22 protein-coding genes are annotated in these 20551 nt (G+C 65.1%); 17 read left to right on the top strand and 5 right to left on the bottom strand.

Going from position 1 to position 20551, the window contains the following annotated elements; genetic code table 11:
- Positions 1–180 precede the first annotated feature (180 nt).
- From moaB to AB5Y93_RS04140, 10 genes are all read left to right on the top strand, one after another.
- Positions 181–687, top strand: a complete 507-nt coding sequence (gene moaB / locus AB5Y93_RS04185; protein WP_039038846.1) for a molybdenum cofactor biosynthesis protein B — start codon at positions 181–183, stop codon at positions 685–687.
- Positions 688–737: 50 nt separating this feature from the next.
- Positions 738–1232, top strand: coding sequence for a cyclic pyranopterin monophosphate synthase MoaC (gene moaC, locus AB5Y93_RS04180; RefSeq protein ID WP_043154228.1), 495 nt, complete (start codon positions 738–740; stop codon positions 1230–1232).
- Entirely contained in the window at positions 1229–1474 is a 246-nt protein-coding gene (gene moaD, locus AB5Y93_RS04175; RefSeq protein ID WP_048207331.1) for a molybdopterin synthase sulfur carrier subunit, read from the top strand. Before moaC ends, moaD begins: the two co-directional genes overlap by 4 nt.
- A gap of 100 nt (positions 1475–1574) precedes the next feature.
- Positions 1575–2039, top strand: a complete 465-nt coding sequence (gene moaE, locus AB5Y93_RS04170) for a molybdopterin synthase catalytic subunit MoaE (protein WP_010674163.1) — start codon at positions 1575–1577, stop codon at positions 2037–2039.
- 54 nt (positions 2040–2093) lie between these two features.
- Positions 2094–2816 carry a molybdate ABC transporter substrate-binding protein gene (gene modA / locus AB5Y93_RS04165; RefSeq protein WP_010674164.1) on the top strand — a complete coding sequence of 241 codons (723 nt, stop codon included), beginning with the start codon at positions 2094–2096 and terminating at the stop codon, positions 2814–2816.
- A 123-nt stretch (positions 2817–2939) separates the two neighbouring features.
- Positions 2940–3620 carry a molybdate ABC transporter permease subunit gene (gene modB / locus AB5Y93_RS04160; RefSeq protein ID WP_010674165.1) on the top strand — a complete coding sequence of 227 codons (681 nt, stop codon included), beginning with the start codon at positions 2940–2942 and terminating at the stop codon, positions 3618–3620.
- Complete coding sequence (gene modC, locus AB5Y93_RS04155; protein WP_368228857.1) at positions 3617–4672, top strand: molybdenum ABC transporter ATP-binding protein; 1056 nt, start codon at positions 3617–3619, stop codon at positions 4670–4672. The genes modB and modC overlap by 4 nt, the downstream gene beginning before the upstream one ends.
- A gap of 67 nt (positions 4673–4739) precedes the next feature.
- Entirely contained in the window at positions 4740–5516 is a 777-nt protein-coding gene (locus AB5Y93_RS04150) for an alpha/beta fold hydrolase (RefSeq protein WP_368228861.1), read from the top strand.
- 113 nt (positions 5517–5629) lie between these two features.
- Positions 5630–6673: a plasmid segregation protein ParM domain-containing protein gene (gene parM / locus AB5Y93_RS04145; RefSeq protein WP_223302530.1), complete on the top strand. Its 1044-nt coding sequence runs from the start codon at positions 5630–5632 to the stop codon at positions 6671–6673.
- A complete protein-coding gene (locus AB5Y93_RS04140) occupies positions 6666–7478 on the top strand; it encodes a hypothetical protein (protein WP_225315793.1) in 813 nt (270 codons plus the stop codon). The genes parM and AB5Y93_RS04140 overlap by 8 nt, the downstream gene beginning before the upstream one ends.
- Positions 7479–7549: 71 nt before the next feature.
- On the opposite strand, the gene moeB is transcribed toward AB5Y93_RS04140, so the two are convergent.
- Entirely contained in the window at positions 7550–8305 is a 756-nt protein-coding gene (moeB, locus tag AB5Y93_RS04135; RefSeq protein ID WP_052814816.1) for a molybdopterin-synthase adenylyltransferase MoeB, read from the bottom strand.
- On the bottom strand, positions 8302–9528 hold the full coding sequence (gene moeA / locus AB5Y93_RS04130) for a molybdopterin molybdotransferase MoeA (protein ID WP_368228860.1): 1227 nt from the start codon (positions 9526–9528) through the stop codon (positions 8302–8304). The genes moeB and moeA overlap by 4 nt, the downstream gene beginning before the upstream one ends.
- 371 nt (positions 9529–9899) lie before the next feature.
- On the opposite strand from moeA, the gene folE reads away from it, so the two are divergent.
- Together folE and AB5Y93_RS04120 are read left to right on the top strand one after the other, a co-directional pair.
- Positions 9900–10556 (top strand): GTP cyclohydrolase I FolE, encoded by a 657-nt coding sequence (gene folE / locus AB5Y93_RS04125; protein ID WP_010674171.1) that lies wholly within the window; start codon positions 9900–9902, stop codon positions 10554–10556.
- 250 nt (positions 10557–10806) lie between these two features.
- Positions 10807–12456, top strand: a complete 1650-nt coding sequence (locus AB5Y93_RS04120; protein WP_368228856.1) for a methyl-accepting chemotaxis protein — start codon at positions 10807–10809, stop codon at positions 12454–12456.
- Positions 12457–12537: 81 nt separating this feature from the next.
- On the opposite strand, the gene AB5Y93_RS04115 is transcribed toward AB5Y93_RS04120, so the two are convergent.
- On the bottom strand, positions 12538–14271 hold the full coding sequence (locus AB5Y93_RS04115) for a formate--tetrahydrofolate ligase (RefSeq protein ID WP_368228855.1): 1734 nt from the start codon (positions 14269–14271) through the stop codon (positions 12538–12540).
- Positions 14272–14337: 66 nt separating this feature from the next.
- Here AB5Y93_RS04115 and AB5Y93_RS04110 point away from each other — a divergent pair, with 66 nt between their 5' ends.
- Entirely contained in the window at positions 14338–14739 is a 402-nt protein-coding gene (locus tag AB5Y93_RS04110) for a hypothetical protein (RefSeq protein WP_368228854.1), read from the top strand.
- Positions 14740–14747: 8 nt separating this feature from the next.
- Here the strand turns inward: AB5Y93_RS04110 and AB5Y93_RS04105 are convergent, their stop codons facing one another.
- On the bottom strand, positions 14748–15650 hold the full coding sequence (locus AB5Y93_RS04105) for a LysR family transcriptional regulator (protein ID WP_039038856.1): 903 nt from the start codon (positions 15648–15650) through the stop codon (positions 14748–14750).
- Between the two features lie 109 nt (positions 15651–15759).
- Between AB5Y93_RS04105 and AB5Y93_RS04100 the strand changes: the two genes are divergently transcribed.
- The 4 genes from AB5Y93_RS04100 to AB5Y93_RS04085 all read left to right on the top strand — a co-directional run bounded on the left by AB5Y93_RS04100 (position 15760) and on the right by AB5Y93_RS04085 (position 18669).
- The gene (locus AB5Y93_RS04100; RefSeq protein WP_053288582.1) at positions 15760–16320 is read left to right on the top strand and encodes a YceI family protein; all 561 of its coding nucleotides are present in this window, start codon (positions 15760–15762) and stop codon (positions 16318–16320) included.
- Positions 16320–17054: a hypothetical protein gene (locus AB5Y93_RS04095; protein WP_322146376.1), complete on the top strand. Its 735-nt coding sequence runs from the start codon at positions 16320–16322 to the stop codon at positions 17052–17054. The genes AB5Y93_RS04100 and AB5Y93_RS04095 overlap by 1 nt, the downstream gene beginning before the upstream one ends.
- Before the next feature lie 185 nt (positions 17055–17239).
- Entirely contained in the window at positions 17240–18361 is a 1122-nt protein-coding gene (locus tag AB5Y93_RS04090) for an adenosylhomocysteinase (protein WP_103259839.1), read from the top strand.
- Positions 18358–18669, top strand: a complete 312-nt coding sequence (locus AB5Y93_RS04085; protein WP_010674179.1) for a SelT/SelW/SelH family protein — start codon at positions 18358–18360, stop codon at positions 18667–18669. Before AB5Y93_RS04090 ends, AB5Y93_RS04085 begins: the two co-directional genes overlap by 4 nt.
- A 63-nt stretch (positions 18670–18732) precedes the next feature.
- Here the strand turns inward: AB5Y93_RS04085 and AB5Y93_RS04080 are convergent, their stop codons facing one another.
- The gene (locus tag AB5Y93_RS04080; RefSeq protein WP_368228853.1) at positions 18733–20457 is read right to left on the bottom strand and encodes a lysophospholipid acyltransferase family protein; all 1725 of its coding nucleotides are present in this window, start codon (positions 20455–20457) and stop codon (positions 18733–18735) included.
- Between the last annotated feature and the right edge of the window lie 94 nt (positions 20458–20551).

Below are 20551 nucleotides of genomic sequence, written 5' to 3'. Positions count from 1 at the left end.
GGATCCTCGGGATCCGGCGGCCTTCGAGATTAATGGGCAATGACGCCCCCCAGCCAGACATCTTTTGATAGAATCCCTTCCCGGCAACGCGGCGCCCACCGGCTCCTTTCATGGCTGGCACCACGGTGCGGCGCGTTCACCTCATCCTCTCGTGGTCAATGATTGACAGGAATGGCCCCAATGGCACCCAAACACAGCGAATTCATCCCTCTCAAGATCGCCGTCCTGACGGTTTCCGACAGTCGCACCGCTGCCGATGACAGCTCGGGGGACTATCTGGTCGAGGCCCTGACCCAGACTGGCCACGTGCTGGCCGACCGGGCGCTCTGCCCCGACAACCTGTTTCGCATCCGCGCACAGGTGAGCGACTGGATTGCCGACGAGGGAGTTCAGGTGGTGCTCATCAACGGCGGCACCGGCTTCAACGAGCAGAACCGGGTGCCCGAGGCGGTCGGCGTGCTGTTCGAGCGCACGGTGCAGGGCTTTGGCGAGATGTTCCGCCAGCTCTCGTTTGCCGAGATAAAAGGCTCCGCCATGCAGAGCCGTGCCCTGGCAGGGCTCGCCAATCGCACCCTGATCTGCTGCCTGCCCGGCTCCACCGGCGCCTGCCGTCTGGGTTGGGAACAGCTTATCCGGGATCAGCTCGACGCCCGTACCCGGCCGTGCAACTTTGTGACCCATCTGTGATCCCGGGAGTAAACCCGGATCATCCATCTTATTTTTCGATAGGTGCATAGATGAACCTGACCCATCTCAACCAGAGCGGCGAGGCCCACATGGTGGATGTCACCGACAAGCAGGTGACCGAACGCGAGGCCCGTGCCGAGGCTTTCGTGACCATGGCCCCCGAGACCCTGGCGTTGATCCTGAGTGGTCAGCACCACAAGGGGGACGTGTTCGCCACCGCCCGCATCGCCGGCATCATGGCGGCCAAGAAGACCTCGGATCTCATTCCCCTGTGCCATCCCCTGGCCCTGACCCGGGTGGAGGTCGAGATAGCCCCCCAGGCGGCGCACAATCGGGTCCATATCCGTACCCTGTGCAAGCTCTCGGGCAAGACCGGGGTGGAGATGGAGGCGCTCACCGCCGCCTCGGTAGCGGCCCTGACCATCTACGACATGTGCAAGGCGGTGCAAAAGGACATGGTGATCGAGCAGGTGCGGCTGGTGGAGAAAAAGGGCGGCAAGTCCGGTCATTTCCAGCTGGGTGCGACCAAAGGAGAGCAGGCATGATCAAGGTTCTGTTTTTTGCGCAGGTGCGTGAGCTGGTCGGCTGCGACGAGCTCAGCCTGCCTTGCGACTACGCCAGTGCCGATGTCCTTCGCGCCGCCTTGAGCGAGCGGGGTGACAAGTGGGCGCTGGCGCTCGAATCCGGCAAGCTCCTGGTGGCGGTCAACCAGACCCTGGTGCCGCTGGATACCCCCCTCCATGACGGGGATGAGGTCGCCTTTTTCCCGCCGGTGACCGGAGGTTAAGGATGAACGAGATAATGACCGTGGATTGCACCACTGAGCTGTGGGACTGTGGTGAGGCCGCCTTCTTCCCTCTCCTTCCAGTGACGACCGGAGGCTGACCATGACCGATCGCATTCTGGTGCAGCGGGATGACTTCTCGCTGGCGGACGAATATGCCCGCCTTGCTGCCCGGCAGGACACTGGCGCGATTGTCAGCTTTGTCGGCAAGGTGCGCGACTTCAATCAGGGGGAGCATGTGAAAGGGCTGGCCCTCGAGCACTACCCCGGCATGACCGAGAAGGCGCTGACGAACATAGTGGCCGAGGCCCGCGGGCGCTGGCCGCTGCAGGAGTGCACCCTCATTCACCGCATCGGCGAGCTGCTGCTCGGGGATCAGATTGTGCTGGTGGTGGTGAGCAGCGCCCACCGCGAGGCGGCTTTCGAGGCCTGCCACTTCATCATGGATTTCTTGAAGACCCGGGCGCCGTTCTGGAAAAAAGAGCTGACCGCCGACGGGGTGCAGCGCTGGGTCGAGGCCAGGGCGAGCGATGACGCCGCCCTGGCCCGCTGGCAACAAGGGGAGTGAGCCTCGAGCTCGTGTCAATCGATCCGGCCGTGCCGGAACATAAGGAGCAAAGGAATGAAGAGATGGGTATCCGTGTTGGTGCTGGGGGCCGGCGCCATGTACAGCGGTGCTGTGCTGGCTGACGAGGTCAAGGTGGCGGTGGCGGCCAACTTCAAGGGCACCATAGAGCGCATCGGCAAGGAGTTCACCGCCAAGACCGGCCACAGCGTCGTCATCAGTTCGGCGGCCACCGGCGTGCTCTATACCCAGATCACCCACGGTGCGCCCTTCGATCTCTTCCTCTCGGCCGACGTGGCGACCCCTCAAAAGCTGGAGTCGGAAGGCAAGGGGAGCGAGCGCTTCACCTATGCCATCGGTCAGCTCGGCCTCTGGCAGAAGGGGGGGCCTGCTCCCGACGAGGCCACCTTGCGCCACTGGCAGGGGGAGCTGGCCATCGCCAACCCCAAGACAGCGCCCTATGGCGCCGCCGCCATGGCGACCCTGGCTCATCTCAAGATCGATCCCAAGCAGTATCGGGTGCTGACCGGCACCAACATCAGCCAGACCTGGCAGTTCGTCGACACCGGCAATGCGAAGCTGGGCTTCGTCGCCTGGGCCAATCTGGTGGAGGCGGGCAAGACCGGCGAAGCCTGGGCGGTGCCGGCCAGCTTCTATCCCCCCATCGAGCAGCAGGCCCTGGTGCTGAAGAAAGGGGCGGCGGTGGATGCCCTGGTGGCCTGGCTCAAGGGGCCGGGACAGGCGCAGATCAAGGCGGCGGGTTACGCCCTGCCGCAGTAAGCGCCCGGCGTCTGCCGGGGGCCGGCCAGCCCCGTGCTGGCCAGATCCGGTGCCTGACGTGTCCCAAGGCGGCGCCCGTCATGACGGCGCCCTGTTTTTTATCGACACCCGAGAGGGGACCCTATGAGTGAAGGGGATCTGCTGGCGGTCTGGCTGACCCTGAAACTGGCGGCCAGTACCACTGCCATCCTGCTGCTGCTGTCGCCGCCGCTCGCCTGGTGGCTGTCTCGCAGCCAGCACCGGCTGCGCCCTCTGGTGGAAGCCATGGTGGCCCTGCCGCTGGTGCTGCCGCCCACCGTGCTCGGTTTCTATCTGCTGCTGGCCTTCTCCCCGGAGTACGGCCTCGGTGGCTGGTGGCGGGAGACCTTCGGAGCCCCGCTCGCCTTCAGTTTCCTCGGCCTGCTCATCGCCTCCGTCATCTATTCGCTCCCCTTCGTGGTACAGCCCCTCACCTCCGCCTTCGTCAACATGGGCAACAAGGAGCTGGAGGCTGCCGCCACCCTGGGGATGGGCCCCTTTGAGCGTTTCTTTCGCATCATCCTGCCCATGACGCTGCCCAGCTTCGTGATGGCGGCGGCGCTGGGCTTTGCCCACACCCTGGGGGAGTTCGGGGTGGTGCTGATGATTGGCGGCAACATTCCCGGGGAGACCCAGGTGCTCTCCATCGCCCTGTTTGATCACGTGGAGGCGATGGATTACCAGAATGCCCATATTCTGGCAGGCGGCCTGATGGGCTTCTCCCTGGTGATGCTGGTGCTGGTCTACGGCGTGCTGCAACGTCGGCAACGGAGGCTGTTCGGATGAACCTCTACCTCAAGGCCAGACGTGATTTCGGCCCCTTCACCCTGGCGTGCGATCTGGCACTGCCCCCCAGCCGCATCCTCGGCCTGTTCGGTCCTTCGGGCTGTGGCAAGAGCACCCTGCTGCGCATCATCGCCGGGCTCGACAGGGCCCCGGGCGATGCCCTGCGCTGGCAGGGGCGCGAGCTTGCAGCCCTGCCCCCCGAGGCGCGGCGCATCGGGCTGGTGTTTCAGGATGCCCGTCTCTTCCCCCACCTGAGCGTGCTCGGCAACCTGCAACTGGCGGCTCGCAAGGGGAGGGGGCGCTGGCAGCCACAGGCCCTTGCTGCGCGCCTCGGCTTTGCCGAGCTGCTGGGGCAACCGGCCCACGGCCTCTCCGGCGGTCAGCGTCAGCGGGTGGCACTGGCCAGGGCCTTGCTGGCCGAGCCCGACTTGCTGCTGCTGGATGAACCCTTCTCGGCGCTTGACAGGCGCAGCCGCATCCATCAGGCCCACGTGCTCAAGGGCTTGCAGCAGGAGAGCGGCATCCCCATGATCTTCGTCAGCCACGCCATGGAGGAGGTGAGCCTGCTCTGCGATGGACTGGTGCTGCTGGCAGAGGGACGGGTGGAGGCCCAGGGCACCCCAGAGGAGATCTTCGCCCGCACTGACCTGTCGCTGGCCAGTCGCGACGACGTCGGGGTCATGCTCTCGGCGACCCTGGCCCACTACGACGAGCACGAGCAGATGGCGACCCTGCGACTCGGGGAGCAGACCCTGATGGTGACCATGGAGCATGCCCCCGATGAAGCAGGCCCCTTGCAGATCAAGGTGGCGGCGCGGGATCTGGTGATCGCCACCGAGCCCATCGTGCACTCCAGCCTCTCCAACTGCCTCGAGACCCGGCTGCTGGAGGTGCGGGAGGTGCGACCGGGGCAGACCCTGTTGCAGTTGGCGCTGGGGCAGCAGATACTGCTGGCCCGGATCACCAGCCGCTCCGCGCAGCGGCTCGTCCTGACGCCGGCCATGCGCCTCTACGCCTACATCAAGGCGGTGAGCCTGGTGGGAGAGGGGTAGACAGGGGACCGGAGTACGGATTGGCTGGCCATGAGTGGCCGGCATGGCGTCGAGAAAGGGGGGACGGGTGCGTCGCAATCAGGTAATGAAATCCCATGGCTTGGCCCTGCGCAGTGCGGGGGAGGGGCCCTTGCTGCTCTTGCTGCACGGGCTGGGCTCTTCCAGCCTCGACTGGCAGGCGCAGATCGAGCGTTTTTCCGAGCGCTACCGGGTGGTGGGCATCGACTTGCGCGGCCACGGCCAGAGCATGCAGGAGGGGCCCTTTGACGTGCCCACCCTGGCGGCGGATGTGGCCCGCTGGCTCGACGAACAGCCCGAGCCTGCCTGGGTAGTGGGGTTGTCGCTCGGTGCCATGGTGGCGCTGGAGCTGGCGCTGCAACTGCCCCACAAGGTGCAGGGGCTGGTGCTGGTCAACGGCTTCAGCGAATTTCTGCTGGAGACGCCAAAGGAACAGGAGCGCTATGCCATGCACCTCAAGTGGCTGCGCTGGTTCGGCATGCGGCCGCTGGCGTGGTGGCTCGGTCGCGAGCTCTTTCCCGGCCCCGATCTCGCCCAGGTGCGCCACACCTTCCGGGGGCGCTTCGTGCGCAACAAAAAGAAGACCTACAAGGCGCTGCTGGAGGCGCTGCCTGGCTGGTCGGTGCGGGCTCGTCTCGGCACCCTCTGGCAGCCGGTGGCCATCATCTCCACCAGTCACGACTATCTGCCCCTGGCGCGGCGGGTGGAGCAGTTCGCCTCCCTGCCCAATGCCACCATCCACACCCCGGATGGTCACCACGCCTGGCCGGCGGAAGATCCCGCCGGGTTCAATCATTTGCTTCACCGGATTTTAGAAACCCATTAGACTTGTCGCCTTTTGACCTTGATCCCCCGTGTATGTATTGGTCCGATCGCCTTGCCAGTGGCAGATGGCAAGGCAATCGGACCCATCTTGCCCTATTGAACAGGTATTTCCTCATGTCTGAAGTAATGAAAATGGCCATCGACGATGGTTCAACCAACGTCAAGGTGAGCTGGATTGAGAACAAGGTGCTCAAGACCATCATCTCCCCCAACTCCTTTCGCAAGGATTGGAAGAGTGCCGCCTTGCGCAAGGACAAGAAGATCTACAACTACGAGATAGGCAACACCAAGTACACCTACGACGCCACCTCCGACAAGTCCCTGGCCACCACCCACGTGGAGTACCAGTACGACGATCTCAACCTGCTCTCCGTGCACCATGCCCTGTTGCAGACCGGCGTGACCCCCTGCGATGTGGCCATCACCGTGACCCTGCCCATCACCGAGTTCTACAACCCGGATGACTGTCAGCGCAACGAGGAGAAGATCGAGAAGAAACGCCGCAACCTGATGCGGGCCATCAGCCTCAACAAGGGTGAGCTGTTCAACATCGTCAGCGTGGAGGTGATGCCGGAAAGCCTGCCGGCGGCGCTCTCCCGCCTGATTGGCTCGGGCTGTAACGAGTTCACCAAGACGCTGGTGATCGACTGCGGTGGCACCACCCTGGACATGGGGATCATCGTCGGCGAGTTTGACGACGTTTCCGATGTGTATGGCAACAACGAGATCGGCGTCTCCATGGTAACCGACGCGACCCGCAAGGCGCTGGCGGCGGCAGACAGCGATTCGAGCTATCTGGTGGCCAACGAATTCATCAAGCGCCGCCACGACATGAGCTTCGTGCGTGACGTGGTGAACGACGAGAGCCAGATTCCGAAGATCCTCGAGAAGATGCAGAACAAGATCGACGAGCTGGGCTCCCAGGTGGCCCACGAGGCGAAGAAGTTCGCCAAGAACCCGAACCGGATCTATCTGGTCGGTGGCGGCGCGTCCCTGATCGTCGATGCCATCAAGGCTGCCTATCCGACCCTGGGGGAGCGGGTGGAGCTGCTGGACGATGCCCAATCCGCCCTGGCGCGGGAGATCTGCCTCTACACCACGGAAGAGGAAGAGGTGTACCGTGAGGCGCCCGTGATGGCCGAGGTCGGCGATGAGTAGTCAACTCAAGCGCATGACCTTCTCCATCTTCATGGATCCGGGTGCGCTGGAGTCTGATCGCTATGCGGCCGGGATCTTGCAAAGCTGGTATCAGCGGGCGCGCAAGATCCAGGACGACGTGGAGGAGTTCGACTTCTCCAAGAGCCGTTTTCACAAGGACATCTACCTCAGCGGCATGTTCCTGTATGTGCTGGCACCGAGCCTGTGCAAGGGGATGGCCAATGCCTTCGGCCCGGAGCAGGTGAACCTCTCGACCCTGCGCCATGTCTTCGCCAGTTGCGGCTTCGATCTGGGGGAAGGGAGTGCGCCCGTGGCGACCGATACCCTGATCGATGAAATCGTGGCCAGGCTGGCTCCCCAGCTGGGGCAGGGGGACAACCGGGGGCTGGCGGATGAAATCGTTCAGCGTCTGGGTCAGCAGGCGGCGGCGCCACTTCCGGACAGCCTGGTGGACGAGATTGTGAGCCGCATCGGTGAGCAGCAGCCCACCGGGCTCTGGGACGAGCTGAAGCAGGGGCTGCCTGCCCCGCTCGATCACGATCTGCTGGCAGAGGCCATCGCGGGCAAGCTGCCGACGGCGGGGGGAGAGGCGGATCTGGCCCCTCTTGCGGGCAGCATCCAGCTGCTCTCCCGCCAGTTGGAGGAGCAGTCCCGGCTCATTCGCGAGCAGCACCGCCTGATCCAGCGCCTGGCCAGCCAGCCCGCCCGGGGGGCTGGCTCGTCCGAGCTGGCGGAGCCCCTCATCGAGGATCTCTCGAACCAGGTGGCGAGCATGAAGAAGGTCAAGGCGAAGGGGATCTTCTAGGCCCTTTGTGACCACCCGCAGCCCAATGAAAAAAGCCGAACCCCGGGGTTCGGCTTTTTTGTGGGCGCTGCTCAGGGTCTTGAGCAGACCGGGCAGTCGGGGCGCTTGGGAAGCTTCAGCTCGCGAAAGCTGCCACCCAGACCGTCGATCATCAGCAGGCGGCCGCTGTAGCTTTTGCCCATGCCCGCCAGCAGCTTGATGGCTTCGAGCGCCTGCAGGCTGCCCACCAGCCCCACCACGGGGGCCAGCACCCCCGCCTCGACACAGGTGAGGGCCTGATCGCCAAAGAGGGCGCTGAGACAGGCGTAGCAGGGTTCATCCTCCTGCCAGGTGAAGCTGCAAAGCTGCCCTTCGAGCCGGATGGCGGCGCCGCTGACCAGGGGCACCTTGTGCTGGCGGGCGCGCTGGTTCAGGAGGTTGCGGATGGCGACGTTGTCGGTGCAGTCGAGCACCAGCTGATGGCCTGGCAGCAGGGCATCGAGCAGCGCCTCGTCGGCGAGGGCGGCGTGGGTCTCCACCTCGAGCCAGGGGGTGAGGGCGCGCAGGGACGTCGCCGCGGACTCCACCTTGAGCTGGCCGATGCGCGCGTCGCTGTGCAGCACCTGGCGCTGCAAATTGGAGAGCTCCACCCGATCGAAATCCACCAGGGTGAGGTGGCCGACCCCGGCCACCGCCAGATACTGGCTGGCGGCGCAGCCGAGGCCCCCGGCGCCGATGACCAGCACGCGTGATTGCTTGAGCGCCTCCTGTCCCTCGAAGTCGAAGGATTTGAGCACGATCTGGCGGTTGTAGCGAAGGAGCTCGGCGTCGCTCAGGATCTCGCTCACAGCAGCAGCCCCGAGAAGGGCTCGACGGTGACCGTCTCACCGGCGGCTACCTTGCCGCGCTCCTGTTCGAGCACGATGTAGCAGTTGGCCCGGGACAGGGAGCTGAACACCCCGGAGTCCTGGGAGCCGGTGCTGCGTACCTCGAGGCCATTCGGGCCCACGCTCACTATGCCGCGCTGGAAGTCCAGGCGCCCCGGGCTCTTCTTGAGCGGCTCTGTCGCCAGGGCCTGGAGGGGGTGCGGGCGTGCAAACTGCTGGCCGGCCAGTCTGGCCAGGGCCGGTTGCACCAGCTGATCGAAGGTGACCATGGCGGAGACCGGGTTGCCCGGCAGACCGAAGAACCAGGCGTTTGGCAACCGGCCAAAGGCGAAGGGTTTGCCCGGCTTGATGGCGAGCTTCCAGAAGCCAATTTCCCCGAGCTCTTCGAGCAGTTGCTTGGTGAAGTCCGCTTCCCCCACCGAGACGCCCCCGGTGGTGATCAGGGCATCGGCCTCGCGGTCGGCCTGCAAGAAGGCGGCGCGCAGGGCAGCCGGATCATCGGGGATGATGCCAAGGTCCAGGCACTCACAGCCCATGCGGCTCAGCATCGCCTTGACCCCGTAGCGGTTGGAGTCGTAGATGTCCCCGTGCTGGAGCGGGGTGCCCAGAGGCTTGAGCTCGTCCCCTGTGCTGAAGATGGCGACCTTGAGGGGACGGCGCACCGTGACGTTCGCGATGCCAAGGGAGGCGAGCAGCGGCAGCTCTCTGGGGCTCAGGCGCAGGCCGCTTTCGAGCACCCTGTCACCCTGCGCCAGGTCCTCGCCGCGGCGACGGATGTTCTGGCCAGCAACGGGGCGGGTCAGAAAAGTGATCCCGTTGTCGCCGGCTTGCGTTTCTTCCTGCATCACCACTGCGTCAGCACCCGGGGGCACAGGGGCCCCGGTCATGATGCGGATGCAGTGGCCAGCGGGCCACTCCCCCTCATAGGGCTGGCCCGCAAAGGCCTTGCCCGCCACGGGGAGCGGCACCCCGGCGGCGAGATCCGCCAGGCGCACGGCATAGCCGTCCATGGCGGCGTTGTCGAAGGGGGGGACGAACAGAGGGGAGCTTATCTCCTCGGCCAGGATCCGATCCAGCGCCTGGGGCAGGGGCAACCGCTCCGTCTCGCAGCAGCAGGTGAGTTGTTCCAGCATCCCTTGCAGGGCCTTGTCCAAGGGGAGGAGTGCACCGGTATCGAATCCCATCATCATGACCTCTCTGGTGTGTAGGGGGCGGATTATCCCAAAAATCCGCTCCGATGGGCAGACCGAAGGTGCGGTAATGGGGGGGCAGATGCCCCGGTATGATCGGATTCTGGGGCGCTATCCCGTTGAATTACCTCCTGATGGGTAACCAGGGCGAGGCTTGCGCGGGATGGCAGGTGGGGAAGAGGCGGCACGGCCGTGCGCCTTGCCCCCGAATGGGCAGGCCGGTGCGGACAAAACGGGGTGGTTTGGCATAAAGTCGGGCACCGGGCTTGAGTTAGACAGAATTATGACAATAATCGCCCTGTAAGATTGCGCCGCGGCACCATGCCGCAGGCCAGCACAGTCCCTGAGCGTGGGAGAGAAACACGATGACGAGCTTAAGCCAGGAAGCCCTGTTGGTCAGGGCGGCGCTCGAGGCCGAGGGCCTTGAGACACCTCTGGTGGCCAATGAATTGAGCGGCCAGCAGAAAAAGGAAAAAATCGAAGGTCATATGCGCGCCATCATGGAGACGCTGGGACTGGATCTGGCCGACGACAGTCTGGCCGAGACCCCGCACCGCATTGCCAAGATGTACGTGAACGAGATCTTCTCCGGCCTCGACTATGCCACCTTCCCCAAGGTGACGGTGATCGAGAACAAGATGAAGGTGGACGAGATGATCATGGTGCGGGACATCAGCCTCACCAGCACCTGCGAGCACCACTTCGTCACCATAGACGGCTTTGCCCACGTGGCCTACATTCCCCGCGGCAAGGTGATTGGCCTGTCGAAGATCAACCGCATCGTGCAGTTCTTCGCCCGCCGTCCCCAGGTACAGGAGCGGCTGACCCAGCAGATCCTGCTGGCGTTGCAGACCCTGCTTGGCACCAGGGACGTGGCCATCAGCATCAAGGCGACCCACTTCTGCGTGAAGGCCCGTGGCGTGATGGACTCCACCTCCTACACCACCACCACCTCCCTGGGCGGCGTCTTCAAGACCCAGCCCGACACCCGCGCCGAGTTCCTCGGTGGTCTGAAAGGGTAGTGCTCCCGGGGCCTGTCGCCGACAGGCCCCGTCTCCTTTCCCTCACTTTTTTTGAAAAATACCTAAAGTTGTGACCGTGCCGGTCGCTATGGCTCTCCGTGTTGTCGGACGGTCTGGTTGACGCCGACACCCCCGGGCCCGCCCTTGTGCGCGCCGACAGGGACGAGATGTGCTGCCAAGGAGGGTAGTGAAGGCGCAGGCCAGGCCTGCGCCCAGCAATGCCACTTGTTTTCCCCATGCAGGACATGCCATGAACACCATGACGATAGGCAAAAAACTTACCGCCGGCTTTGCCGTACTCGGCCTGATGATGGCCTTTATCGGCGGCTTCTCGCTGTTTGAATTCAGCAAGATGAACCGCGCCGCCATCGGCTTTACCGACAGTATCCTGCCCGCCGTCGTGCGCACCAGCACCCTCGGCGAGACCATCAATGCCCTGCGCCGCTACGAACTGGATGTCTTCCTGGTGGCGGACGATGCCCAGCAGAAGGCCCGCTATCGCAATGAGAGCGAGAAGAGCCTGCAAGAGGCTGCGCGCCAGATCGTGGCCCACGATGGGACCATCTGGGCGGAGGATCTGGAGGAGCGCCGCGCCTTCGACATTGTCAAGGCGGACTGGGAGCGATATGTCGCCCTGCACCAGCGCATCCGGCAGATGCAGGACTCGGGACAGATGGCCGAAGCCCGGCACCTCTTCATGGGGGAGGGGGTCACCCTCTATACCAATCTGACCAAGTCGGTGGGGGATCTCATCCGCATCAACCACGGCTACTCCGTGGGCTCCCGCGCCGAGGTGATCGCCGCCTTTGACAGCGCCAAGCTGAGCGTGACCCTGGCCCTGGTGATCGGCCTGGCCCTGGTTGTCGCCCTCTCCGTGGTACTGACACGCCAGATCCGTGACCCGCTCATCATGCTGGCCCGTCAGGCCCAGCGCATCGCGAGCGGCGATCTCGGTCGGGGCGAGCTGCAGGAGTGGATTCGCGGCAACCGCTTCAACCGCGACGAGCTGGGCCAGCTGGGGTCGGCCATCGACCGGATGCAGGGGGCTCTGGCGGAGCTGGTGAGTGAAATCTCCGGTTCGGTGAGCCAGCTCAGCAGCGCGGTAGAGGAGGTGAGCGCCATCTCCGAGCAGTCCGCCAAAGGCATGGAAAGCCAGCAGGGAGAGGTCTCTCAGGTCGCCACCGCCATGAACGAGATGCAGTCCACCGTCAATGAGGTGGCTCGCAACACCACGGACGCCATGGGGGCGGCCAAGCAGGCTTCCCGCACCTCCACCCAGGGCAACCAGGTGGTGCGCAGCGCCATCGGCAGCATAGAGCAGGTTTCCCGCCAGATAGAGCAGGCCGGGAGCGTGGTGCAGCAACTGGAGACCGACAGCGCCAGCATCAGCATGGTGCTGGACGTGATTCGCGGCATCGCCGAGCAGACCAACCTGCTGGCCCTCAACGCGGCCATCGAAGCGGCCCGGGCCGGCGAGCAGGGTCGTGGCTTTGCGGTGGTGGCGGACGAGGTGCGCAGTCTGGCCCAGCGTACCCAGGCATCCACCGCCGAGATCAGCAAGATGATCGAGGTGCTTCAGGAGCGCACCGCCGAGGCGGGCAGCGCCATGCAACTGAGCCGTCAGCAGATGCAGGAGAGCGTGGAGCTGGCGCGGGAGGCGGGGAGCAGCATCGACAGCATCAACGGTGCCGTCACCCAGATCACCGACATGAACACCCTGATCGCCACCGCCACCGAGCAGCAGAACGCGGTCACCGAGGAGCTCAATCGCAGCATCGTCAAGATCCACACCGCCGCCGACGAGAATGCCCAGGGGGCGCAGCAGACCGCCCAGGCCTGCGTCGAGCTGAGCAGGCTGGCCACCTCGCTGCACCATATGACCCAGCGCTTCACCCTCTGAGTCTTGCTGTCACCCGGCACAGCGCAGAAGGCCCCGCCAATCGGCGGGGCCTTGTCGTTTCTGGCTGGACCTGGGCGCCCGTCAGCTCAGGCCGACAATGTCGCCGTCATCGTTGATGTCGATATGGCGATAGGCCGGCAGGCTGCCCAGGCCCGGCATGGTCATGATGGGGCCCGCCAGGGCATAGACGAAGCCTGCCCCCGCGCAGAGTTTCACCTCCTCGATGGGCACCTCGAAGTCCGTCGGCACGCCCTTCCTGGCAGGGTCATGGCTGATGGAGAGCGGCGTCTTGGCCATGCAGACGGGCAGGTGATCCTGGCCCTCTGCCGAGAGTCTGGCCAGTTGCTGGCGCGCCTTGTCCGAGAGGGTGACGCCCCGGCCACCATAGCCGCACTCCACCAGGGTGGCGAGCTTGGCGGCAAGGCTCATCTCATCGGGGTAGAGCAGCCTGACCTCACTGGGCTGCTTGCAGGCCGCCACCACGGCGTGAGCCAGATCCGCCGCACCCGCGCCACCGTCAGTGAAGGCCCGGGAGAGGGCGACCCCACAGGCACCGGCCTGGCGTGCCGCCTCCTCCAGCAGGGCCAGCTCGGCGTCGCTGTCGGTGGGGAAGCGGTTGATGGCGACCACCACGGGCACCCCGTAACGGCGGGCGTTGTGAATATGCCAGGCGAGGTTGGCGCACCCCGCTGTCAGGGTGGGCAGATCTTCCCCTTGCAGGCTGGCCGGCAGCGGCTGGCCCGGCCGGATGTCGAGCAGGCCGCTGTTGGCCTTGAGGCCGCGCACCGTGGCCACCAGCACCACGCAGGCGGGGGCGAGGCCGGACTGGCGATACTTGATGTTGAAGAACTTCTCCAGCCCCATGTCGGAGCCAAAACCCGCCTCGGTCACCACGTAGTCGGCAAGACCCAGCGCCATGCGATCGGCGATGACGGAGGAGTTGCCGTGGGCGATGTTGGCAAAGGGGCCGGCGTGGACCAGCACAGGGGTCTGCTCCGTGGTCTGCATCAGGGTGGGCTTGAGGGCGTCTTTGAGCAGCACCGTCATGGCCCCCGCCACTTCCAGCTGCTCGGCGGTGATGGGCTTGCCGCGCAGGTCGAGGGCGAGCTGGATGCGGCCGATACGCGCGCGCAAGTCCTTGAGATCCCTGGCCAGCGCCAGAATGGCCATCAGCTCGGAGGCGGCGGTGATGACGAAGCGATCGGGGCGCTCGACTCCATCGGCAGCGCCGCCCTGGCCGAGGGTGAGGTGGCGAAGCGCCCGGTCGTTCATGTCCAGGGTGCGGGGCCAGAGGATGTTGGCCGGGTCGATATCGAGCCGCGCCAGGCCGGTTCTGGCGCTGAACTGGTCACCGAGTTTGCGTTCATGGAACAGGCGGGCATCGAGGGCGGCAGAGGCCAGGTTGTGGGCGGCGGTGAGGGCGTGAAAATCCCCGGTGAGGTGCAGGTTCATCTCCTCCATCGGCACCACCTGGGCCATGCCGCCCCCGGCGGCGCCCCCCTTGACCCCGAAGACGGGGCCGAGGCTCGGTTGGCGAATGGTGGCGATGCTGGGCTGGCCGATGTGGTTGAGCCCCATGGAGAGGCCGATCGTGGTGACCGTCTTGCCCTCCCCAAGGGGGGTGGGCGTGATGGCGCTCACCAGCACCAGCTTGCCGGGCTCGCGGGCGGGGGCGTGATGGAGCAGCGCGAGGTCGAGTTTGCCCTTGTAATGGCCGTGGGGGTGGAGATGGGCGGCCGCTATGCCGAGCTGTGCTGCCACCTCGGCGATGGGCAGGCGGGGGGACTGGCGGGAGATCTCGATATCGCTTAGCATCAGCACCTCGTTGGCATGTCAGGTCAAATATGCGGCGAAGTCTAGAGGAATCAACAGGGTAATCCAATGAGAAATACTATTTTATCCGGCAGTCGTGAGCCCCATCAAAGCCCCATCCTGCTGGATCTCAACGCCCTCTATCATCCGCCCAAACGGCCCCTCACCGCCCTTGGCATCGTCAGCGCCTTCATCCCGCTCTTTGGTTACGGCTGGCAGGCGATGACCCAGGATCCCGAGACCCACTTTCGCCACGAGCTCGGCAAGCGCATCAACAAGCACAAGAGCGACGAGGCGAACCTCGCCCTGATGATGCAGTTGGCGGCCATGCTGGATTGCCACTGCCTGCACGTCACCCTGCCCTATGCGCTGGGGGAGGCCGAACTCGCCGCCTTGCGCCAGCGCCTGCCACGCTGGCAGATGAGCCAGCAGGATCACCTGCTGGTGGCCGAGCTGATGCCCACCCCCTGAGCCCGGGCTCAGGTCTCCCTGTCCCAGTAGTGGGGCGCCAGATAGCGCTCCTGCACGAATTCGATGAAGCAGCGCACCTTGGCCGACACGAAACGGCGGTGCGGATAGAGGGCATAGAGCCCCACCTGCCCCTTCTCCCACTCCAGCAACAAGGGGACCAGCGCCCCCGAGCGCAGCGCATCCCCCACGATGAAGGTGGGCTGCAAGATGATGCCCTGGTGGTCGCAGGCGGCCCGGGTCAGGGCCACCCCGTTGTTGGCGCGAAGGGGCCCCTGGGGGCGGATGCTGTGCTCCTCCCCATCCCGTTTGAAGACCCAGTCCGGCTGGGTCAGGGTGTAGATGAGGCAGTCGTGCTGCTTGAGATCCTCCGGGGTCTTCGGCCTGCCCCGGCGGGCCAGGTAGTCAGGGCTGGCGCACACCACCATCTTCATCATGGCGAGCGGCTTGGCCACCAGAGAGGAGTCCGGCAGGTTGCCGATGCGCAGGGCCAGATCGAACCCCTCCTCCACCAGGGCCACCCGCCGGTCGCTGTACTCAATCTCGAGCTTCAAGTCCGGGTAGCGCTCGCGAAACAGGGGCAGGGCGGGGGAGAGGTGCAGGTAGCCGAAATCCATGGGCACCGAGAGCTTGAGGGTGCCCTGGGGCTGCTGGTTGTTGTGGGTGAGCTGGCTGTGGGTCTCTTCCAGCTCCGCCAGCAGGGCCAGGGAGCGCTGGTAGTAGAACTGGCCCGCCTCGGTGGGGTTGACCTGGCGGGTGGTGCGCGACAGCAGCCGGGTGGAGAGGGACTCCTCGAGCTGCTGCATCAGCTTGGAGGTCATGGCGACCGAGATCCCGAGCTGATGGGCGGCCTTGGTGAAGCTCTGGCACTCCACCACCTTGATGAAGGTGCGCATGGCGGCTATCTGATCCATATTCCACTCTCGGTTGATAATTATTTTAATAAATCGATGATTATCTATTCTCGATAGGAGGTTAGCATTTTGTTCACCGTTGTGAACCCCCAATGAAGGAACGATCGGAATGAAAATGACCAAGGCCCTGCTGGCCTCCTGCCTGTTTATGGCGGCTCCCCTGATGGCTGCCGATTACGATGTCGATGCAGCGCACACCACAGTCCAGTTCAAGGTGGGCCACCTCGGCTTCTCCGAACTGGTCGGCCGGTTCAACACCTTCAGTGGCACCTTCAGCATGGACGACGCCAACCCGGCGGCGGCCAAGGCGAACTTCGAAATCGATGCCGCCAGCGTGGATTCCAACCACGAGGCCCGCGACAAGCACCTGCGCAGCCCCGACTTCCTGGATGTGAAGCAGTACCCCAAGATGACCTTCGTCAGCACCGGCTATGAAGGCACCAAGGACAAAGGCGTACTCAAGGGCACCCTGACCCTGCACGGCGTGTCCAAGGACGTGGCCTTCGACCTGGTCCACATCGGCGAAGGCAAGGATCCCTGGGGCGGCTACCGCAGCGGCTTCAACGCCACTACCACCATCAAGCGCAGCGAGTTCGGCGTGAACTACATGGTGCCGAACATCCCTGACGAGATGACCATCAACCTGTTCGTTGAAGGCGTGCGCAAGTAATGGGCGCAGCACTCCTGCTTCAAACCCTGGCGGCTCCTTTAGGGGCCGCTTTGCTGTCGTGGCGCTGGCCGCGGCTGGGCTATCTGTGGGGCGCCCTGGGGATCTGGCTGGTGGGTTGCCTGCTGGGCGGTGCTTATGGCCTGCCGGTCAAGGCGTGGCAGTGGCTGCCGCTGACTCTGCTGGTACCCGCCCTGACCCAGGGTACCAGCAAGGGGGTCGCCCTGGCGCTGTTCGGGGTGCTGGGCGCCCTGGTGTGGTGGCAGGGGCTGGCCTCCGTGCTGGCGAGCGAGCCCGGGATCTGGCTGGCCCTGCTGCCCGCCATCCTCTGGTCTGGCTGGACGAGCTGGCGCGGTGACAGCGAGGAGGGGCTCGGCTTCGCCCTGGCCTTCATCTGGCTGGCGCTGGTCATCGGCATCGATGGCAGCCTGCTCATCGCCCAGCTGACGGGGGCCCTGGCCGCGTTTGCCGGATTCCGTGCCCTGCTCGGCGCCTTTGCAGGGGTCAAGGTGACCCCGGCTGCCCTGGGGCTTTCACTCGCCTTCGTGCAGATGCTCGCCTGGCAGTACGTGGAAGTGCCCCTGCTGGTGCTGCTGCCGGTCTGGCTGTTGCCGCTGCTGGAACGTGCCCTGCACGGGCGCCCGGGACTCTCTCGCTGGGGGGGCTTGATCCTGGTGGCGGCCGTTGGTGCCGGAGTGAGTCTGTGGTGGGTATGGCCAGAGGCGTCACTTTACTGATTTCTGCATGAAAAACAGGCTATTACCTTAGAAATTGATGGGCTTGTCAAAGTCTGGACAGATAAAGATTGAGACCCATGGTGCTTTCGGATAAAAAGGATTTTCAATTATCTGGATACACACAGAACCCGGCTATGCCGGGTTCTGTTTGCCTGCTTTCCCGCGGCACGCTAAGGAGGCCACAGTTGCACAGTCAGGGATCTGAGCATCTGTTTTTTCGCCATTTCACCGAACAGGGATGTCTTGGGGATCTCTGCATCCTGCTGGTGACCCACCTGCTTCCCGACAGACCCGACTTCATCCAGGTGCTCGATCGGGTGGGCCGGGTCGGTGCCATCCTGCCCAAACCCAAGTCCGTGCACGGGCCGACGCTGGCCTGGGCCCAGCAGCACTACCCCGTGCTGCCCCTCAATCGCCACTGGACCTCGGATCCCGGTGAGGTGATCGCCCAGATTGCCCCCCTGGTGATGTCCCACGAGCGGCTCATCATCCTCGACATCGGCGGCTACTTCGCCAAGAGCCAGGCGGTACTGGCCGAGCACTTTGGCGCCCGCTTCATCGGGGTGGTGGAGATGACCGAGAACGGCCATCAGCGCTACGAACAGGAGTCCCTGGCGGCCCCCGTCATCTCGGTGGCCCGCAGCCCCCTCAAGCAGGCGGAAGATATCCAGATCGGCCTGAGCGTTGTCTACTCCGCGGAGTCCCTCGCGCGTACCCTGAGGCGTACCTTCAATGTCTGCCAGGCCGCCCTGTTCGGCTATGGCAAGGTGGGGCGCAGCATCGCCCGGGAACTGCGCTGTCGCAACCTGCATCTGGAGCTGGTGGAGACGGATGCCCTGCGCCAGGTGGAGGCGCTCTCCCACGGCTTCAAGCTGGTGAACAAGGCCGAGGCCCTGGGCCGCGCCGAGCTGGTGATCTGCTCCACCGGCAACGGCTCCCTCGACATCACCGATCTGCAGGCCCTGCGCCCCGGCGCCATGCTGGCCTCGGTCACCTCCGCCGACGACGAATTCGCCTTCAGCCTCGCCCAGCTGCCCTGGCCGAGCGAGGAGGTGTGTCCCCATGTGCTGGCCCTGACCCGGCCGGACGGCAGCACCATCTTTTTGCTCAACCGGGGGGAGGCGGTCAACTTCGTTCACGGCGCCGTTATCGGCGAATATGTCTACCTCGTGCTGGCGGAGATCATCGAAGGGGTGCACCAACTGGCCCATCAGGCATCCACCCCGGGCCTTCACGAACTGCCCCAGGCCACCATGCAGCGCATCGCTCGCCACTGGTTGACCGATTTTCACGGAGTCACCCCATGACAGACACCCATTTGCCCCTCGCGAAACCGCGCATCGAAATCCGTTACTGCACCCTCTGCCGCTGGATGCTGCGGGCCGCCTGGCTCGCCCAGGAGCTGCTCTCCACCTTCGACGGCGAACTGGGAGAGGTGGCCCTGGTGCCCGCCAGCAAGGGGGAGTTTCGCATCCTGGTGGACGGGGTGCTGGTGTGGGACAGGGTGGCCGACGAGGGCTTCCCCGAGGCCAAGGAGATCAAGCAGCGGGTGCGGGATGTCATCGCCCCGGAGCGGGATCTCGGCCATGCGGATCGCAAACCCGCAGCCGAGTAGGCGGCATCACCCATGAAGTGAAAGAGGGAGGCACAGGCCTCCCTCTTTCGTTGCAGCGCCCGGTCAACGGTCGCCAGATGTGGCCAGCGCTTCCCCGGCGGGGAGGCCGATATAGCGGGCCCGCTTGTGGGGCTTGATGCGGCTCACGTCCACCCACACCAGGCCGTCGATGCAGTGGTTGAAGTCCGGGTCGATGCCAAAGTCCATGAACTGCACGCCCCCCGGCTCGCACAGCTCGGCGTACTGCTTGTAGAGGGTGGGAATGGCGCAGCCCAGGTTGTCGAGCCCGGCCTTGAGCACCTTGAGGTCGTCCCCGTAATCGCGCCCCTCGAACAGCGTCGGCGTGGCGGGATAGGGGCGGCGGGAAGGGGCGAGGGCAAGGGCGGGGGCGAAGTGCTGGCGATAGAAGCTCACCAGCAGATCCTTGGCCGCTGGCGGCAGGCTGCCGGAGAGGGTGACGGGCCCGAACAGGTAGCGGTATTGGGGATAGCGGGCCAGATAGGCCCCGATGCCGAACCAGAGGTAATCGAGCCCCCGCTTGCCCCAGTAGGCGGGCTGGATGAAGCTGCGGCCAAGCTCGATGGCCTGTTCCAGCCGGGGCAGCAGCTTCTCTTCGAAGCCGAACAGGGTGTGGCTGTAGAGGCCATCCAGCCCCTTGCTGGCCAGCCGTTCGGCCACCGGGGCGAAACGGTAAGCGCCGATGATGTCGAGGCGGGCGGGATCCCAGAGGATGAGGTGGTGATAGTCATCGTCGAAGGCATCGAGATCTCGCCGCTTGCCCGAGCCTTCCCCCACCGCCCGAAAGGCGATCTCCCGCAGGCGCCCCAGTTCACGCAGGATCACCGAGTGGCTCTGCTCGTGGCTGCGATAGAGCAGGATACGCTGGCCGTCCGGGGTCTGGCCGAGCAGCTCGCACCCGTCGATGGCCTGTTTCAGCAGGCGGCGATCCTCCGGCAGGGCGATGGGGGCCTCGGTCTGCAACCGTCCCGCCTTGCCCCGAGCGATTCGGTAGAGGTGGCCGCGCACCAGCCGGGCCGCCGTCTTGGCCGGCAGCTCCTGAAAACTGGCGAGGGGAATGCGCGCCCCTATGGTCACCGGCAGCGTCTGCCCCTGCTGGCGAAACAGCTGGCGTACCAGCAGCAGGGCGGAGGCGGGCTTGTTGAGCCAGGAGGCGAGATAGAACCAGAGGCTGTTGCGCCCTCCCAGGTGAATGGGCACCAGGGGCGTTCGGCTGCGCTGGGCCAGCTTGATGAAGCCGGCCTGCCAGGGGCCATCCTTCACCCCTTTGGGGCCGAGGCGGGAGACCTCGCCTGCGGGGAAGATAACCAGGGCCCCGTCGGCGGCGAGGTGTTCATTCATGGCGAGGATGGCCTGCCTGTCGGTCTTGCCCCCCAGGTTGTCCACCGGCAGCAGCAAAGGGCGCAGCGGCGCGAGCTGGGCCAGCACCTGGTTGGCCACTATCTTGACGTCGGGGCGGATGCGCCCGATGAGGCGCAGCAGGGCCAGCCCGTCCAGGGAGCCGATGGGGTGGTTGGCGACAAAAATGACCCGGCCGCTGGCGGGAATGTGCTCGAGCTCGGCCTCGCTCACCCGGTAGTCGAAGTGGAGCTCGGTGAGGGCCTGCTCGACGAAGTCCAGACCGCGCAGGTGGGGATGGCGCGCGGCAAAGCGGGTGAAAGCCTCCTCGTGCAGCAACCAGCTCAGCCCCTGCCTCATCAGGGGACGGAGGAGGGGCTGGCTGGCGAGGCGGGGCAGGTGCTGCCCCAACAGGGTATCGACGTCGAACATGGGCAAGGCTCCGCTGAACTTTGCCCCAGCTTGACGCCCCTGCGTGCCTTTCGTGTGTCGGTTGGGTGACGGTTTGATGACGGGGCGAGCCCCG

The organism is Aeromonas sp. R10-1, assembly GCF_040908465.1.
Taxonomy (GTDB): Bacteria; Pseudomonadota; Gammaproteobacteria; order Enterobacterales; family Aeromonadaceae; genus Aeromonas; species Aeromonas caviae.
This window is presented reverse-complemented; position numbering and strand designations above follow the sequence as displayed.